Genomic DNA, 15,486 nt, shown 5'->3' with positions numbered 1-15,486 from the left:
GAGGCCGCTCAACCTCCCAATCCCAACCGAGGAGGAATGATCTTGAATATGGAAAATGGCAGCTCCTGTCCCCTGCCCAGCTGCCCGGACCGCTATGGCACTCTGCCGTCCTGCGCGGGTCTGTCGGTGCCCGCGGGGAGGCCGACTATGTATGGACCCTCCCGCCCTGAGGTGCATAGGATGCACCGGGAGGCCGCTCAGCCTCCCAATCCCAACCGAGGAGGAATGATCTTGAATATGGAAAATGGCAGCTCCTGCCCTCTGCCCAGCTGCCCGGACCGCTACGGCACTCTGCCGTCCTGCGCGGGTCTGTCGGTGCCCTATGTTCCCTTCCAACAGGAAGGTTCTCAGAAATATAGTCAGAGCGACGCGCTGAGCAACGGCACTCTGTTTCCCGGCCTGAATCTTCCCTTCCGCCTGAAAGTGGAGGGCAGCACCGTCCCCGCCGGTCCCCTGGCCGAGCTCCAGGCTCTGGAGTTTGTGGTCGCGGAGCTTGGTATGTATCTGGATACACACCCCAGCGACCAGGAGGCCTTCGACCTGTTTCAGAAGTACGTCGCCATGGAGAAGAGCGCCCGGGAGACCTATCAGGCCAAGTTTGGCCCTCTGACCCAGAGCGCCTCCGCTAACGGGGAGAATTACCAGTGGCTCAAGGAGCCCTGGCCCTGGAACTATGCGCAAAACGAGGTGAAGTGACATGTTTCTTTATGAGAAAAAGCTGCAGTTCCCGGTAAAGGTGGCCACTCCCAACCCCAAGCTGGCCTCCTTCATCATCAGCCAGTACGGCGGCCCCGACGGCGAGTTGGGTGCGGCTATGCGCTACCTCTCCCAGCGCTACGCCATGCCCTATGCGGAAGCCAAAGGCCTGCTCACCGACATCGGCACAGAGGAGCTGGGCCACATGGAGATGGTAGCCGCCCTGGTCCATCAGCTCACCCGGAACCTGAGCGACGAGGAGGTGCGCAATAACGCCTCCTTCGCCCCCTACTTTGTAGACCACACCACCGGCGTCTACCCCACCGCCGCTTCCGGTTTCCCCTGGAGCGCGGGAGGCATGCAGTCCACCGGCGACGTGATCGCCGACCTCACCGAGGACCTTGCCGCGGAACAGAAAGCCCGCGTCACATACGATAACATCCTGCGTCTCAGCGATGATCCTGACGTGAACAACGTCATCCGCTTCCTGCGGGAGCGGGAGATCGTCCACTTCCAGCGCTTTGGCGAGTGCCTGCGGCTGTGCAAAGAGAAGATGGACGCGAAAAATGTCTATTTTACCAACCCCGCCTTTGACAGCTCTCCTGCTCCTCAACCCCGCACCGGTATGGCAAAGGGCTGACCTCAACGAAACTGAATTTCAAACGCACAAGGCCGGGAGGCGCTCCATTTGGAGTGCCTCCCGGCCTCTTATGTGTTCCGGTGAGTGCTTTTATCTCATCCCTTTGATATCTCTCACGCGCCCAGCAATTCCTGCGCAATGGGGTCGTTGGCATCCATAACAATGACGCGCCGATTTTTAGCGCCCTCGCTCTCCACAAACTTGCCGTTGGCATCCCGGTCCTGTCCCCGGACAAAGGGATCCGCTTCAAAGCCCAGTCCGATGGTTGTCAGCTGGTCCTCGGGAATGCCGAAGGCACTGACCAGCAGATTCTTTACCGCAGCTGCCCGGCGGTTGGACAGGTCTACCCGGGCCTGCTGATCTCCGTCGGTAGCCGTAGTCCCGGCCAGCAGAATGGGATGGTCCGGATGGGCAAGGATGACCTCGGCCACAGGCTTGAGTGCCTCCTTTGCGGCCGCCTCATCCAGGAAGGCATCACTTTCCGCCTTGAACATCACCTGGGTGGAGTTGAGCTCAAAGGGGGTTTCAAAGACCAGAGGTTCTTCCTCCACGGTGACCGAACCGGCGGCACTCTGCTCCTCCGGGCCGTGGATTTTGAGGGTATACTGAATGGTGTCCTTTTTATCTGCCCAGACATAGATGTAATAGGTGGTCTTGGGAGACAACTGCATACTCTCCGTGGCCGCCTCTCCGCTCTGATTTGCGTTTAGACTATACCAGTGCATCGTTTCACCATACATATTATAGACACGCAGACAAAAATCACCGGTTCCAGGCGTTTTGTTCACCGTGGTGACTTCATAGGTGGCGTTCTCCACCGAGTTGGTAGTAAATGCATACCACTGCCCCCGTCCGTCGCTCACCTTGCCAGAGACCTCCGTCTCCAGAGGGATCATGCCGCCTTCGTCCTGGTTGGTACCGGCAAGGATCTCCTGTCCAGCCACGGCTCCCACCGACTCGGACACGCTTCCGGCGGTGGAATAACCGGACTTCTGCTCCTCCGGGTCCCGGATGATGAGGGAATAGGAGATGATATCTCCCTTTTCCGCCCAGATATAGATGTAATAGGTAGTGCTGGCGGGCAATTCCAGATCCAGCGTGGAAGCACGTCCCGCTTGATTGGCATCCAAAGTGTACGAGTGCATCTTCTCACCATAGGCATTGTAGATACTCAAGCAGAGATCGCTAGTATCCAAGGTCTTGTTTACGGTGGTGATCCGGTAGGTGGCATTCTCGGTGGAGCTGGTGGTAAAGGCATACCACAGGCCGCCATCCTGGGTGGTCTTTCCGGTGAGCTTGGTGTTCAGGGGCAGCAATACTGCCTCATTTTAATTGGTTCCGCCCCGGAGCATCTCAGTGGCCTCACCCATAGACTCCAGTCCGTCTGCTGCCACAATCAGCGAGCCGTTATCCGGCTTATTATTTTCCTGCGTTGAAACGTCCTCCGTGGGTTGGGAGCTGCCCGCTCCCTGGGACGAGGTATCTGACGCATTTTTCCCACCGCAGGCGGTCAGGGACAAAACCAGCGTCACAGCCAGTATCCATGCAGCTGTCTTTTTCATGTTTTTTCTCTCCCTTCCCGGTTATCTCTGCACGGCTCCGTCTTCCGGAGCGTGGACTGTCAGAGAGTATTGGATGGTATCACCCTTCTCCGCCGCGAGATAGATGTAATAGGTGGTGTCAGGGGGCAGTTCCAGGTCCAGGGTGGATGCCTTTCCACTTTGTTCCGCATTCAGAGTATATTGATGCATTTGCTCTCCATATTGGTTAAGGACCTTCAGATTCAGTGCTCCCGTTCCCCGGGTCATGTTCACGGTGGTCAGGCGGTAGGTGGCATTTTCAGCGGAATTGGTGGAGAAGGCGTACCACTGGCCCTCTCCCCGGCTCACCTTGCCATCCAGCCGGGCGCTCAGGGGGATGAGCTGGGCGTCATCCTGGTTGGTTGCAGCAAAAATCTCCAGCTCGTCCTTTGCCTCAGGCCCAGGCTGTGCCACGTTGTTCTCCGGCTCTTGCCCCTCCTGGCTGCGGAGAATCAGGGAATAGGAGATGACATCTCCCTTGTCGGCCCAGACCTTCATATAGTAGGTGGTCTCAGGCAGAGGGTTGCTGCCCCTCCCCACTGTCCGGCGTCCAACGGATACTGATTGAGCTGATTTTCTTCTTCATCATAGACGCTCAGTCTCAAGTCGCTGGTCTCCGGCGTCTGATTGACCAAAGTAATGGCATAGGTGGCATTTTCTGTCTCATCGGTGGTAAAGGAGAACCACTGGGTCTCCTCCCGGACGGTCTTACCTTTCAGCTTGGTATCCAGAGGAATCTCCTCGGCACTCTCCCGCTCGCTTCCCCCGGTCACCTCTGCCACTTTGGGCTGCTCCGCCTGAGAGCCGGAGGATGATGTACTCTCCGCCCCCGAGCCGCTCCCGCTGCCGCTTGGCGCTTTCTCCCCGCAGGCGGCCAGCGTCAGCAGCAGCGCGGACACCAGCACCAGGGATACCAGATTCTTTTTTGTCATACTGTGTTTCTCCCTTCCGGTATTCTCTCTTATTTCTTCGCCCATTGCGGGCAGCCGATCATTATCGTTTGGCATCATCTCTGGCCTGCTTGGCCCGGTTGGATGCCACATAGCCATCATAGGTACCGGCATATGTTTTTGCTCGACTTTCATGGAAGATGGCCCGATCCTTTGCCTGATATTGCCGCCAAGCCCGCTCATTCGCCTCCCGATAGGGATCCGGACCGGAGCTGGAGACCGGAGCGTTGGAGCCCATGATCCAATCGCCGACCGCTTTTCCGGTGCTGTCTGCAAAGCGCTCCACCACGCCCACTCGTCTCCGCGGAGCCTGCCGCTGCTGCGGAGCCACGTTCGCCTTGGTGAAGAAGACTAAAAACCGCTCTGCCAGAGGCACCAGGAATTTGTAGATCAGGTACAGCATGGCCAATGCAGCAAGCAGTTCAAAGAAGCTCCCCTGGCCCTCCAAAAAGACGTTTACGCTTTCAAATCCGATTAGGATCAAGGCAAACAGCATGAAGTATCGAAAACATTTTCCGACCAATTTTGCAATAAAGTTCATACTATGCTCTCCTTTACTCCAAAATGTGGACATCCCGTGTACCTGGCTGTCCCACCGGCATGGAGGTGTCGCTGGGCCAATAGGTGGCCTCAGGATCAATGCTGAAGGTCAGATGCTGACCGTCATATTGCTCCAGCCCCTCTGCGTAGGCAACTGAGATCACACGCACGGTATCGCTTCTTGGAGCACCCACCGGATCGCCCGACTGCAATTCCATCTCCTGGGGAGTATCCAGCACAATGAGGTGGAAGGTCTGGCTGGGGTCAGACCAGGGAGCGTTGGGATCAGGGCAGCCCTGAAGGGCAATGACTTCTTCATAGCTGTAAGTATCAATGGTTCCGGTAAAGACGATGCGGTCTCCGTCGGTGGGAAGCTCACCCTCTGTCCCATTGTCGGCAGATGAATCAGATGAACCGTCCGGCTGAGTCGTCCCGTTCTCCGGCGTCCAGCTGTCCAGCGCAGCAGTATCGGCAATGTCATGCCAGGGGATATCTATGAAACTCAGCTCCTGAGGAATGGCATCCATGCGTCCGGACCACTGTTTCTCCCGCACCAGGGAGCCATTTGAAAGGGTGATCCGAGTAATATCGGTGCTTCCGGTCCCGCCTGATATCTCCGTCAAGCGCAGTCCCATTCCATCGCCCTGGAGGGAAAGGCCGGAGGCGTAGCCGCCGCCCCCGCTGTACTCCTCCAGCGACTCCTCCGGCTGGATCACCTGGTCGGTGTCAGGGTCGTACTGAAACAGCCGCACCCGATCACTGTAATCGTCCCCCTCCTGGGAGAGAAGCAGCGTGGGCACCGGGTCGTCGGTCTCCAGTTGAACCAGAGCATAGCGGTAGCTGCCGGTGGGGGTCACGGGATAGGGTGAATAGGAATAGCTGTCCGCCTGAGAGACGATGAGGCGGTACTGCTCCAGAGCCTGTTCCAAGGCCTGGTCTGCCGGGTCCTCCTCGGTCTGAACAGGAGCGGAACCGTCCGAGACGCTCACAGAGGAATTGGAGTTCTCCCCCGGCCCGGCGGTGGGCTGAGACAGGCGGCTGACACCGTACACGCCTGCGCCGATCACCGCCACAGCGGCGACGGCAATGAGACCCAGCTTGGCCGCTCCCAGGCCGCTGGCAGCCGCTTTGGCTCCAACGGCAGCCTCCGTTCCGCCCTTGGATGCCGCCCCGGCACCCGTGGCGGAGGCAGTACCAGCTCCAGCCGCTCCGGCCTGACCGGCGCTTGCCAGCACATTCTGGAGGATCTGACCGTTTGGCAGCTGCCCCCAGGGCAGCGGCGATCTCCTTTACCGGCATCTCCTGGTAGTAGTACATACCGATGACCGCCCGCTGGTCCTCCGGCAAACCGTCGATGATCTCACGGACCAACCGGGTGGTCTCCGCCCGGTCCAGCACCTCATCAGGGAGGTTCCCGGCATCGAGATCGGCAAAATGCTCCTCCACCGGCTCGTCTGGCTCCTCCCCGGCAACCAGGTCAGTAAAGAGCATGGGCTTCTTCTTTTTCAAATAGTCCCGGGCCGTATTGGCCCCAATCTGCCGCACCCAGGGAGAAAACTTGCTGTCGCCCTGGAAGCGGTCCAAGTAGGTAAAGGCCTTAACGTAGGTATCCTGAAGAATGTCCAGGACCGTATCCTCGTCCTTGATCATGGACTTGATGGTGTAGAACACCTCGTTGTAGGTCTTCTCGTACAGGGCAGCCAGGGCATTCTGGTTCCCTTCCCGGGCCAGAGCCACCAAACCGGCCAGCCCGTCTCCCGCTTGCTCCCCTCCAGACGCGCAGAAAGGACAGGCTTTATTTCCCTCTGGAATGGGTCTTCCGCACCGATCACAGTTCATGGTGTTCGCCTCCATGTAAGTTTTCTTTGGTGAGCTTCTGCAGGATCTCTACTTTTTTCGTTCGGTCAATGGGGAAGGATTCCACCGCAGCCCGGATGATTCTCCGTATGATCTGTTCCAATTCTGTTTCCTCCGTTTCATAGGGATTTCCCTGATTGTCAGGTTCCTAACACCCATGTAACGAATCCGGAGACTGTCCGGTTGCATCCTTTTTTATTTTTTTGCAAAAAAATTTTGTTCTACCTGAGACCGGTAAAACAGATGAAAGCTATCCCCGCTTTTTTCCTATTCTAGCACATGTTGCCACGTGTCTCAAGGGATAAGAAAATGCCGCCTGGACCCTTCGTCCAGGCGGCTTCCTTTATATTTAGAAATTTCCAGTGCTATGCCGGGCACAGCCCTCCGCCGGAGTGGCCCAGGCGTCCGGCGCGCACCTGGATAAGCTGAGCGGTGACGCTCACGGCGATCTCCGCCGGGGTCTCTCCGCCAATATCCAGGCCGATGGGAAGACGGATGGACTCGATCTGCTCCCGGGAGAAGCCCCGGCGCTCCAGTTCTCCCCACAGAAAGGCTTTCTTTTTGCGACTGCCCATGCAGCCTACATAGCAGGGACGCTGCTCCAGCACCTGACACAGGACCTCCAGGTCGTGCTGGTGGCCCGGCGACATGATCACCGCATAGTCCCGGCTGGTGAGCTGTATCTGCTCCCCGATGTTCTCAAAGGAACCAAGCACCACCAGTTCCGCGCCGGGGAAGTTCTGGGGCTGGGCGATCTCCTCCCGGCTGTCAAAGACCACCACCCGGAACCCTACTTGAGAGAGCATGGGGACCAGAGCCTGTCCCACATGGCCGCCGCCGAAGAGATACAGCACTCCGTCCCGGCCCATGGGTTCGGTGTACATCCCGTCCTCAAAAAGCGGGGCGGTCTGAGGACGCTTGGCCAGCGTTTCCGGCAGTTCTCCCTCTCCATAGACCGCAAGGTCATATACTTGCTCATTATTATAAATTAAAAGTAGGCAAGGAGTTCCACCTGTCAAGAATCCAATCAGGCGCTCCAGGTCAGGCAGCTGCTTTTCCCCCAGAGTCTGGATACACACCGTCACCGCCCCGCCGCACACCATGCCGGTCCGGCTGGCCTCGCCCCCCAGGGAGTAGTGTTCCAGGCCGCCCTGGGCTGTGCCGTCCATCACAGCAGAAGCCCGCTGCTGGACTAGGTTCTCTACTGCGCCGCCGCCCACGGTGCCAATCCAGGTCCCGTTGGACAGCAGCGCCATCCGTGCCCCAGCTCCCCGGGGCGCGGAACCCGCACTGTCTACGATGGTACACAGCACCGGCGCGCCGCCCTGGCAGATACAGTCTGTAAGAGCAGAAAAAAAGGTATAATCGGTCATGATTTCCTCCTAGTGCAAGTAGATCCGCTTGTCGCCCTGATAGGGAGCCACCCGGCCCACCAGTTGGGGCGCAGGCACCCGGTTGTCCTGCCGCAGCTCTTCCAGCAGAGCCGGTGCGTTCTCCGGGTGGACGGCCATCATCAGGCCGCCGGAGGTCTGGGGGTCGTACAGGAGGTCCTGAACGGCCAGCTCGGTCTCTCCCGCCTCCACCCACTGCTCGGCAAAGTGGCGGTTGCGGTACACTCCAGCAGGCAGCACCCCCAGCCGGGCCAGCTCCAGGGCCTGTGGGATGAAGGTGATGCCGGATAGATCCAGATGGATCTCCGCCTCGCTCCCCTGGGCCATCTCCAGCAGATGGCCCAGCATGCCGAAGCCGGTGACATCGGTGCAGGCATGGACCCGGTACTTTACCATAATATCCCGGGCGTACTTGTTGAGGGTCATCATCAGCCCCTCGGCAAAGGTTCTTGTCTCCTCGTCGGTCAGGCCGCCCTTGATACCGGCAGTGAGCACCCCGATACCAACGGGCTTGGTGTAGATGAGCACATCCCCGCTCTGGGCACCGGAATTGGTGAGCAGCTTGTCGGGATGGACAAAGCCGGTGACGGCCATGCCGTACTTGGGCTCCTTGTCATAGATGCTGTGGCCGCCGGTGATGATGGCGCCCGCCTCGTAGGCCTTCTCGTAGCCACCCCGGAGAATGGCGTGAACCGCCTCCTTGGGCATGTCCTCGGGCACCGCCATCACGTTGAGAGCCAGCTTGGGCTCTCCGCCCATGGCGTACACGTCGGACAGGGCGTTGGCCGCGGCGATGGCCCCGAAGGTATAAGGATCGTCAGCAATAGGGGGAAAGAAATCTACAGTCTGCACCAGGGCCAGTTCATCGGAGAGCTTGTACACCGACGCGTCGTCGCTGCGGTCGTAGCCCACCAGCAGATTGGGGTCCTGGCGGACCTTCAGTCCTTCCAGAAGCTTGCTGAGCTCCCCCGCCCCCACTTTCGCGCCGCATCCGGCGCACTCGGCCAGTTTGGTCAGTTTGATTTCGTCCATTCTCAGCCCTCCAATGCATGGGTCAGGTGGAGCAGGGCCTCCAGCACACCGCCGCCTACGGCCAAAGCCTTGTCCGAGGCGCACAGGCAGTGGTCCGGCTTACACCGGGGGTCAATGTCCCCGCACTTCATGCCCTCATATACCTCAATGCCGTCCTGGAGCAGTCCCCGCAGACAGCCGTCGATGGTACACAGCATTGGCGTGTCCCCCACCAGAGCGGCCACGTCGCCCGCTTTCACCATAGCCCCGATCTCCAGGCAGGGCTTGAACACGCCGCTGGCAGGGGCGCGGAGCACACGCTCCACGGTATAGCCCCCGATGTTCCCCGGCACGCCGGTGTTGGGAATGGGAGAGCCGGTATACAGCACCCGGCCCAGAGTGTGGCCCCGCATGGTCTCCACCGCTGCGTGGCAGTCCACCCCGGCAGTAAAGCCCGGCCCCACGGCGATAACCGCCGGAGCCATGTCCATGTGGGTGCCCAAGTTCTTCTTGGCCAGGATGGCGTCCACCACTGCATCTGGTTTCAGGGCCGCAATGCACGCCCCCTCCGGGTCGGCCAGCACCGGGACAATGCCCTGCTTTGTCAGCTCCAGGGCCTCCTGGGGGCTGTGGGCCAGGCGTCCGGTGAGGCCCTCCACCTGCACCTCCCCCAGACGGATGGCCTCGGAGAAGCAGACGGTGCGCCGCACCGCTGTGGGGTTAGGCAGATCTGTGAGCACCAAACGAATCCCGGCACGATACAGGCGCAGGGCAATGCCCGATGCAATGTCCCCCGCGCCGCGAATAACAACCAGCATGTGTTTCTCTCCTTTGTGATTTACAGCTCCATCTCAAAAAGAGCAGAATAAGACAGCCCATCCAGCTCTGACAGCCGCCCGCGTTCCGCCGGCGGCATGGCCCAGGCCAGCCCGCAGTCAGCGGTGATAGTCACCGGCACGGGGATGAGCCGCCCGGGAATGTCCTGTTCCATACAATGACGCTCCCAACTCAGTGCGGCGGTAGTGGTCGGAAAGGTGATGACCAGGGTGGGTCGCTTTGCTCTCATTGTGTCATCTCCCTTAAAGCGGCCAGGGCCGCGTCGATGTCCTCCTCCGTGGTGTACCAGCCAAAGGAGAAGCGCAGACAGCCGGTGTCCTGAGTACCCAGCGCCCGGTGCATCCGGGGCGCACAGTGGATGCCGGGCCGCACGGCGATATCGTACTGCACCGAAAGCTCATCGGCGGCAGAGGCCGGGTCCCAGCCCTCCAGGTTGAGGGCCACCACCGGGGCACGGTCACCTGAGAAGTCGCCGTAGAGGGTCACGCCGGGAATGTCCCGGAGTCCCCGGACAAAGCGCTCCGTCAATGCAAGCTCATGGGCGTGGATGGTCTCCACTCCGGTCTCCAGAATGAAGTCCACCGCCGCACCCAGACCAGCCAATCCGTGGCCGTTGAGGGTACCCGCCTCCAGGTGCTCCGGGTACTCCTGAGGCTGCTCCTCCTCAAAGGAACGCACCCCCGTACCTCCGGAGAGCAAAGGCCAAAGCTCCACCCCGGGAGCCACGCACAGCCCGCCGGTACCCTGAGGCCCCATCAGCCCCTTATGGCCGGTAAAGGCCAGCAGATGGACCCCCATCTCCTCCATGGAAATGGGGGTGCTCCCCGCCGTCTGGGCAGCGTCCAGCAGGAAAACAAGGCCGTGCTTTTGGGCAAAGGCGGACATGCGCACCACATCCAGGAGATTGCCCGTCAGGTTAGAGGCGTGGGTGCCCACCAGCAGTTTTGTACTGGGGTGCAGGATCCCCTCCAACTGGTCATACTCCAGCCGTCCCTTCCGGTCTGCCGACAGGTAATCCACCTTTACCCCTCGTTCTTTTGCAAGGGTGTGGAGGGGCCGCAGCACCGAGTTGTGATCCCAGTCGGTGGCGATGACGTGGTCACCAGGGTTTAGCAGCCCCCACAAAGCGGCATTCAGGGCCTGAGTCGCGTTGGCGGTGAACACCACGCGCTCCGGATGGCGGAAAGTAAAAATCCTTGCTAGCGCTTCCCGGGTATGGAAAATGGTGCGGGCTGCGGACAACTCGCTGGTATAGCTTCCCCGGCCGCAGCTGCCCTGTCCGTTTATAGCCTCTACCACCGCCTGCACCACACAGGGGGGCTTTTGCAGGGTGGTGGCTGCGTTGTTGAGGTAGATCACAGGTTTACCAGGCGGTCGGCCTGGGTGAGGATCTCGGCGATGCGGTACATGTTGGTGACACTTCCCACCGCCAGCTTCTCCTTTAGTCCATAGTAGTCCAGGCAGGTGCCGCAGGTAAGGATCTCCGTGCCCCGGCTCTCCAGCTCCCGCAGGTCCTCCAGAGAGGGGCTGCCCTCCACCGTCCATTTGGCTCCCCCGTTAAAAAACAGCATGGTGCGGGGCGGCGTCTCCAGCTGAGCCAACGCATACAGGAAACTTTTGAGCAAGGCGTGGCCCAGTTCTTCGCTCCCCCGGCCCATGGTGTCGCTGCCGATGGCCACCACAGCGTCCGCGCCCATGATGGTGCAGCCGCAGCTGGGCTGCGGGGCACTCTGGGGAGCGTCCTGGGCTCCTTCACCAATTATCACCCGCCAGTAGTCGGACTCCTTCTGCACAGAGGCGGCACGGCCCTTCTGGGCGGCCATGCGCTTTAAGTTCTCCACCGCCGCGTCGTTGTCCACCCATACCTCCAGGTTTTCTCCTTCTTTCAGCTCTGCCAGAGCGTGCAGGGCCAGCACCACGGGCTGGGGACAGGCCTTTCCTCTTGCATCAATGGTCATACGTTTCTCCTCCTGCCTTGTATGTTTCATCCCGATCCCGTATAATGGGACCAGAGAAAATTTCCGATGAAATTTAGTTTATTATATAATAGCTTCAGGCCCACCGTCAACGGAAGGTCCTTGCGGGAGAAGGGAGTTCACTTTGTTTTCTCAGATATTCGGTCTAAAGCCCGGGGTGGTGTCGGTCATTGGCAGCGGCGGCAAAACCACCCTACTCTCCACCCTGGCCCGGGAGCTGCCCGGTCCGGTGATTCTGTGCACCACCACCCATATCTTCCCCTTTTCGGAGTATCCCCTGATTTCCGGGGAAGATGCCGGCGCGCTGAACGCTGCTCTGGCCCGCTCCCGGGTCGTGTGCCTGGGACAGCCCGGCAAAGACGGCAAGCTCACCGCCCCTGCCCTGTCCTTTTCTCTGCTCCGGGAGCTGGCCTCCTGGGTGCTGGTGGAGGCGGACGGCTCCAAGCGGCTGCCTCTGAAAGCCCATGCCTCCTACGAGCCGGTGATCCCCCCAGAGAGCAGCCACACCATTCTGGTGGCGGGCGCCTCAGGCTTCGGTGCCCCTATCTCAAAGGCAGTCCACCGCCCGGAGCGCTTTTGTACCCTCACCGGAGCGCAGCTCCAGGACCTGGTCACCCCGGAGCTGGTCGCCCGGGCCATTGCCTGGGAAGGTCTGGCACGCCAGGTATTTTTAAACCAGGTGGAATCCCGGTCGGACTGGGCACAGGCAGAGCAGTTTGCCCGCGCTTTGCAAGGAAGCGGAATCCAGGTGTTTGCCGGGAGCCTTCATCAAAGGAGTCTTTCTCCTCTTCCTGATGCCTGAGAATTCTCTAAGCAGATTCTTGATCCCTATGTAGTAATTGGCGGAGAAAGGAAAATTCCTTGCTCCGCCAATTGTTATAATGGCACAGATATATTTTAGTCGCCTGGGGCCACAGTAATGTCCCACACAGTCTCCAGATAGGCAAGGATACGCTTTACACATACCTCCACCAACTGCGCCCCCTTCTCCGCACTGGCATCTACCGCCGCGCCAATACACCCATTCTCCGTTCTGGCAGAGAATGGTGCGTACTGGATCACATCGGGAAAGGCATCATCGGTAGGTACCGTGACTGGAAGGGCACTCCGGCGATCCACCAAATCAGGATAGAGATGGAGCATGACACTGGTGCCGCACTCGCTGGCATGTCCATGGGCCATGCTGCCCGTGTTGGTGAGGATACCATCGCTGTGTGTGCGTGCAAAACGCCACCAGTCGATCTGACATGACTGAAGCCCATGGGTATGCAGATACTTCTTTGCAATATAGCTTACCGTGTCTACGTTGCCGGCATGGCCGGTGAGAAATACGATGCGCTTGACCCCGTCGGACACCAGTTTCCCCACCAGAAAGTCCAGGTAATCCTCCAGAATATGGCGGGGCATGGCAAAGGTACAGGGGAAGGCACTCAAGGCGCTGGACTCCCCCATTTCTATGGCAGGTGCAATCAGAAACCCGGTGCGTTGGGCAATGCGTTCTGCAATCCCCTGGGCAGCCAGCAGATCCGTGCCCATAGGAAGATGGGGACCATAAATCTCACAGGACCCTGTGGGAATGATAACCGACGGCTCTCTGGCAATGGCCGCCAGATACTGCTCTCCTGTCATGTTTCGAATATAGGCTTGAATAAGTATCGCTCCTTTTCTCTTAGCCGTTGCCATGCGGGTACAGGCTTTTGGCACAATTTCGCACAAAATCATGTACCGCCTGGCTTGGATTGTCCTTTTTACAAAGAATATAAAATTTGCGCGGCGTATAGTCCTCCTCCAGAGGACGAAAACAAACCCCCGGATACTGCTGCAGAGGGACAAACGAGGGCAGCAGCGCGATGCCCACATTGGCCCGCACCAGCATGATCTTGGTATTCAGCGTATTGACATGAACAAAACCGCGCACCGGCAGGTTGCGGCAGTAGTAGTCAAAAAGTTGAGAAATGCTGCCCTCATACATGGTGACCAGGTTCTGATCGCTCATCTGCTGCCGGGAAATCCGCTCCTGCTCACACAGTGGGTTGCGGCAGCTCCAGGCGATCATCCACGGAGCATCATGGATGAGATACTGTTCCGCCTGTCCGGGAGGCAATTCATTAAGAAACTGATCACTTGTCAGGATAATATCCAGCATATTCTCCTGAAACTGTTCCAGCAGCTGATGATAGCGAAACTGAAGGCAGCTCACACGTACAGAAGGATTTTGTGCCATGTAGGAGTCAATATAGGACTGGATCAACGCATCCTCATAAAGGCCCAAACCGATCTTCAGTTCCCGGATCAACCCGCAGTGAATGTTCTGCACGGTCTGAACGGACTGATCGTATAACTCAATCAGTTTCTTGGCCTGGGTGTAAAATTCCGTACCCGCGCTGGTCAGCTTTACACTGCGCCGGTCCCGGTGAAACAAAGTGACATGGAGCTCACTTTCCAAACTGTTGATCTTTCGGCTCATTGACGTCTGGGTGGTATGCTCCTTTTCCGCTGCCTTGGTAAAATTCAGGCATTCCGCCAGACTGATGAAACATTTGATGTTTTCAATATCCATAAGATAGCTTCCAATCTTTCCGTATGCTATGCAAAAAACGTGTTACGATGCACGCTTTTTTCATTTCCCTCCTGGTCGGAGTGCATGTTACTATTGAATCACGAACTTCTTATTTTGTGTATTATAGCAAAACAGCTCCATTCTTGCAAAGGAGACTTCTGATTTGGCAGGAAGCTTCCTCTCTGCAAAACAGGAAAGGTGGGTAATCTGCTTGAACCAACCGATTCAGGATCTGCTTGACCGCTACAAAGGCGATGCCATTTCTCTTCGCAGAAAACTGCATCAGTCGCCTGAGCTGTCCATGCAGGAAACAAACACAACCCGGGTAATCCGGGAGACACTGGAACAATACGGCATACGCTGCATGGAGGATTATTCTCTTCTCACCGGTGCCGCAGCTATTCTGGAGGGAAAGGAACCGGGAAAAACCCTTCTTCTCCGCGCAGACATCGACGCTCTGCCCATGGAGGAAAAATCGGCTCTGCCCTTTGCCTCACAACATTCCGGAGTGTGCCACAGCTGCGGACATGATATCCATACCTCTGCCCTTCTCCTGTGCGCACGCATCCTCTCCACCCTGGAGCAGCCCCGGCGCGGCAGAGTGATCCTGCTCTTTCAGCCTGCCGAGGAAACTGGTCAGGGCTCCAAAGCGGTGATCGATTCCGGATTGCTGGAGCGCTATCCCCCTGACCTGGTTCTGGGCGCCCACTGCTGGCCCGATCTCCCCGCCGGCTCGGTGGGATTGCGCGTGGGCAGCTTTATGGCGGCCTCCGACACCCTGCATATCCGCGTCAAAGGAAAGGGCGGTCACGGGGCCCATCCACACAAGAGTATCGACCCTGTCGTCACGGCGGCCTACATCATCACGCAGCTTCAATCCATTGTATCCCGCTCCATCGATCCCCTGGAGTCGGTGGTCATCACCATCGGCACCCTGTCGGCGGGTACAGTAAACAACGTCATTCCCGATGAGGTCCAAATGGGCGGCACAGTTCGCATTGCAAACGGTCATATGCAGCCCTTGGTAGAAGAGCGGATCCGTACCATCTGCCACAGCTGCGCCCAGGCAATGGGTGCAGAATGTGAGGTAGATTACATACACGGTATGCCTGCCCTGGACTGCGATGCCCAGGCAGTCTCTATCTTGGAACGGGCAGCTAAGGCGCAGCTTGGCGAAAAGCGGGTCGCGTTTCTTCCCCGTCCTTCCATGGGCTCGGAAGATTTTGCACGCTACCTTACCCTGGCTCCCGGCGCAATGTTCCGGATCGGCACGGCAAACCAATCCGATCAGAGCTGTCTGCCCCTGCACAATGCCCACATAATCTTTGATGAGGAGTCCTGCAAATAAAAGTCAAGTCCTAAAATGAAAAAAATCCCGCAAAGTTTGCGAGATCAAAAAAGCGCAACAAATCAAGCTGGAGAAAAGACTTCCACCAGCTGGAGTGAGT

At 58.5% G+C, this 15,486-nt stretch carries 19 protein-coding genes and 1 pseudogene; 4 read left to right on the top strand and 16 right to left on the bottom strand.

The genetic code is table 11. The features are described 5' to 3' along the window. Positions 1-48 precede the first annotated feature (48 nt). On the top strand, positions 49-696 hold the full coding sequence (locus ACEVJL_RS14310; protein ID WP_235396769.1) for a spore coat protein CotJB: 648 nt from the start codon (positions 49-51) through the stop codon (positions 694-696). Between the two features lies 1 nt (position 697). Continuing rightward, positions 698-1,336 carry a manganese catalase family protein gene (locus ACEVJL_RS14305; protein ID WP_374738229.1) on the top strand — a complete coding sequence of 213 codons (639 nt, stop codon included), beginning with the start codon at positions 698-700 and terminating at the stop codon, positions 1,334-1,336. Positions 1,337-1,449: 113 nt separating this feature from the next. Here ACEVJL_RS14305 and ACEVJL_RS14300 read toward each other — a convergent pair whose 3' ends face one another. From ACEVJL_RS14300 to yedF, 14 genes and pseudogenes are all read right to left on the bottom strand, one after another. Continuing rightward, positions 1,450-2,652, bottom strand: a complete 1,203-nt coding sequence (locus ACEVJL_RS14300; protein WP_374738228.1) for an OmpA family protein — start codon at positions 2,650-2,652, stop codon at positions 1,450-1,452. 12 nt (positions 2,653-2,664) lie between these two features. Further along, the gene (locus ACEVJL_RS14295; protein ID WP_374738227.1) at positions 2,665-2,898 is read right to left on the bottom strand and encodes a hypothetical protein; all 234 of its coding nucleotides are present in this window, start codon (positions 2,896-2,898) and stop codon (positions 2,665-2,667) included. Between the two features lie 21 nt (positions 2,899-2,919). After that, on the bottom strand, positions 2,920-3,456 hold the full coding sequence (locus ACEVJL_RS14290) for a hypothetical protein (protein ID WP_374738226.1): 537 nt from the start codon (positions 3,454-3,456) through the stop codon (positions 2,920-2,922). Next, a complete protein-coding gene (locus ACEVJL_RS14285; RefSeq protein WP_374738225.1) occupies positions 3,411-3,848 on the bottom strand; it encodes a hypothetical protein in 438 nt (145 codons plus the stop codon). Before ACEVJL_RS14285 ends, ACEVJL_RS14290 begins: the two co-directional genes overlap by 46 nt. A gap of 61 nt (positions 3,849-3,909) precedes the next feature. Next, positions 3,910-4,407 (bottom strand): hypothetical protein, encoded by a 498-nt coding sequence (locus ACEVJL_RS14280; RefSeq protein ID WP_374738224.1) that lies wholly within the window; start codon positions 4,405-4,407, stop codon positions 3,910-3,912. 13 nt (positions 4,408-4,420) lie between these two features. Further along, positions 4,421-5,641: a hypothetical protein gene (locus ACEVJL_RS14275; protein ID WP_374738252.1), complete on the bottom strand. Its 1,221-nt coding sequence runs from the start codon at positions 5,639-5,641 to the stop codon at positions 4,421-4,423. Positions 5,642-5,681: 40 nt separating this feature from the next. Beyond that, a pseudogene (locus ACEVJL_RS14270) lies at positions 5,682-6,245 on the bottom strand (RNA polymerase sigma factor); the annotation flags it as partial. Further along, positions 6,235-6,366 (bottom strand): hypothetical protein, encoded by a 132-nt coding sequence (locus ACEVJL_RS14265; RefSeq protein WP_374738223.1) that lies wholly within the window; start codon positions 6,364-6,366, stop codon positions 6,235-6,237. The gene ACEVJL_RS14265 and the pseudogene ACEVJL_RS14270, both read right to left, overlap by 11 nt. 262 nt (positions 6,367-6,628) lie before the next feature. After that, positions 6,629-7,636: an XdhC family protein gene (locus ACEVJL_RS14260; RefSeq protein ID WP_374738222.1), complete on the bottom strand. Its 1,008-nt coding sequence runs from the start codon at positions 7,634-7,636 to the stop codon at positions 6,629-6,631. 9 nt (positions 7,637-7,645) lie between these two features. Continuing rightward, positions 7,646-8,692 carry a selenide, water dikinase SelD gene (selD, locus tag ACEVJL_RS14255; protein ID WP_374738249.1) on the bottom strand — a complete coding sequence of 349 codons (1,047 nt, stop codon included), beginning with the start codon at positions 8,690-8,692 and terminating at the stop codon, positions 7,646-7,648. Further along, the gene (gene yqeB / locus ACEVJL_RS14250) at positions 8,689-9,483 is read right to left on the bottom strand and encodes a selenium-dependent molybdenum cofactor biosynthesis protein YqeB (protein ID WP_374738221.1); all 795 of its coding nucleotides are present in this window, start codon (positions 9,481-9,483) and stop codon (positions 8,689-8,691) included. Before yqeB ends, selD begins: the two co-directional genes overlap by 4 nt. Before the next feature lie 20 nt (positions 9,484-9,503). Beyond that, positions 9,504-9,731 (bottom strand): putative Se/S carrier protein, encoded by a 228-nt coding sequence (locus ACEVJL_RS14245; protein ID WP_325208018.1) that lies wholly within the window; start codon positions 9,729-9,731, stop codon positions 9,504-9,506. After that, positions 9,728-10,861, bottom strand: a complete 1,134-nt coding sequence (locus ACEVJL_RS14240; protein WP_374738220.1) for an aminotransferase class V-fold PLP-dependent enzyme — start codon at positions 10,859-10,861, stop codon at positions 9,728-9,730. The genes ACEVJL_RS14245 and ACEVJL_RS14240 overlap by 4 nt, the downstream gene beginning before the upstream one ends. After that, complete coding sequence (gene yedF, locus ACEVJL_RS14235; protein WP_302667641.1) at positions 10,858-11,460, bottom strand: sulfurtransferase-like selenium metabolism protein YedF; 603 nt, start codon at positions 11,458-11,460, stop codon at positions 10,858-10,860. Before yedF ends, ACEVJL_RS14240 begins: the two co-directional genes overlap by 4 nt. A 142-nt stretch (positions 11,461-11,602) precedes the next feature. Between yedF and yqeC the strand changes: the two genes are divergently transcribed. After that, positions 11,603-12,280 (top strand): selenium cofactor biosynthesis protein YqeC, encoded by a 678-nt coding sequence (yqeC, locus tag ACEVJL_RS14230; protein ID WP_374738219.1) that lies wholly within the window; start codon positions 11,603-11,605, stop codon positions 12,278-12,280. A gap of 95 nt (positions 12,281-12,375) precedes the next feature. Here yqeC and ACEVJL_RS14225 read toward each other — a convergent pair whose 3' ends face one another. Beyond that, positions 12,376-13,161 carry a creatininase family protein gene (locus ACEVJL_RS14225; RefSeq protein WP_325208015.1) on the bottom strand — a complete coding sequence of 262 codons (786 nt, stop codon included), beginning with the start codon at positions 13,159-13,161 and terminating at the stop codon, positions 12,376-12,378. Further along, entirely contained in the window at positions 13,148-14,038 is an 891-nt protein-coding gene (locus tag ACEVJL_RS14220) for a LysR family transcriptional regulator (RefSeq protein ID WP_325208014.1), read from the bottom strand. The genes ACEVJL_RS14225 and ACEVJL_RS14220 overlap by 14 nt, the downstream gene beginning before the upstream one ends. 211 nt (positions 14,039-14,249) lie before the next feature. Between ACEVJL_RS14220 and ACEVJL_RS14215 the strand changes: the two genes are divergently transcribed. After that, a complete protein-coding gene (locus tag ACEVJL_RS14215) occupies positions 14,250-15,386 on the top strand; it encodes a M20 metallopeptidase family protein (protein ID WP_374738218.1) in 1,137 nt (378 codons plus the stop codon). Positions 15,387-15,486 lie beyond the last annotated feature (100 nt).

This window comes from Flintibacter porci (assembly GCF_041925195.1).
GTDB lineage: Bacteria > Bacillota > Clostridia > Oscillospirales > Oscillospiraceae > Lawsonibacter > Lawsonibacter porci.
The sequence above is the reverse complement of the archived record's forward strand: the minus strand, read 5'-3'. Positions and strand labels throughout refer to the sequence as shown.

Excerpts from the sequence above, each read along its gene's own strand:
- ACEVJL_RS14245 (WP_325208018.1), bottom strand. The coding sequence starts at position 9,731 with ATGAGAGCAAAGCGACCCACCCTGGTCATCACCTTTCCGACCACTACC.
- yqeB (WP_374738221.1), bottom strand. The coding sequence starts at position 9,483 with ATGCTGGTTGTTATTCGCGGCGCGGGGGACATTGCATCGGGCATTGCC.
- yedF (WP_302667641.1), bottom strand. The coding sequence starts at position 11,460 with ATGACCATTGATGCAAGAGGAAAGGCCTGTCCCCAGCCCGTGGTGCTG.
- ACEVJL_RS14280 (WP_374738224.1), bottom strand. The coding sequence starts at position 4,407 with ATGAACTTTATTGCAAAATTGGTCGGAAAATGTTTTCGATACTTCATG.
- ACEVJL_RS14285 (WP_374738225.1), bottom strand. The coding sequence starts at position 3,848 with ATGACAAAAAAGAATCTGGTATCCCTGGTGCTGGTGTCCGCGCTGCTG.
- ACEVJL_RS14220 (WP_325208014.1), bottom strand. The coding sequence starts at position 14,038 with ATGGATATTGAAAACATCAAATGTTTCATCAGTCTGGCGGAATGCCTG.
- ACEVJL_RS14260 (WP_374738222.1), bottom strand. The coding sequence starts at position 7,636 with ATGACCGATTATACCTTTTTTTCTGCTCTTACAGACTGTATCTGCCAG.
- ACEVJL_RS14310 (WP_235396769.1), top strand. The coding sequence starts at position 49 with ATGGAAAATGGCAGCTCCTGTCCCCTGCCCAGCTGCCCGGACCGCTAT.
- ACEVJL_RS14295 (WP_374738227.1), bottom strand. The coding sequence starts at position 2,898 with ATGAAAAAGACAGCTGCATGGATACTGGCTGTGACGCTGGTTTTGTCC.
- ACEVJL_RS14225 (WP_325208015.1), bottom strand. The coding sequence starts at position 13,161 with ATGGCAACGGCTAAGAGAAAAGGAGCGATACTTATTCAAGCCTATATT.
- ACEVJL_RS14305 (WP_374738229.1), top strand. The coding sequence starts at position 698 with ATGTTTCTTTATGAGAAAAAGCTGCAGTTCCCGGTAAAGGTGGCCACT.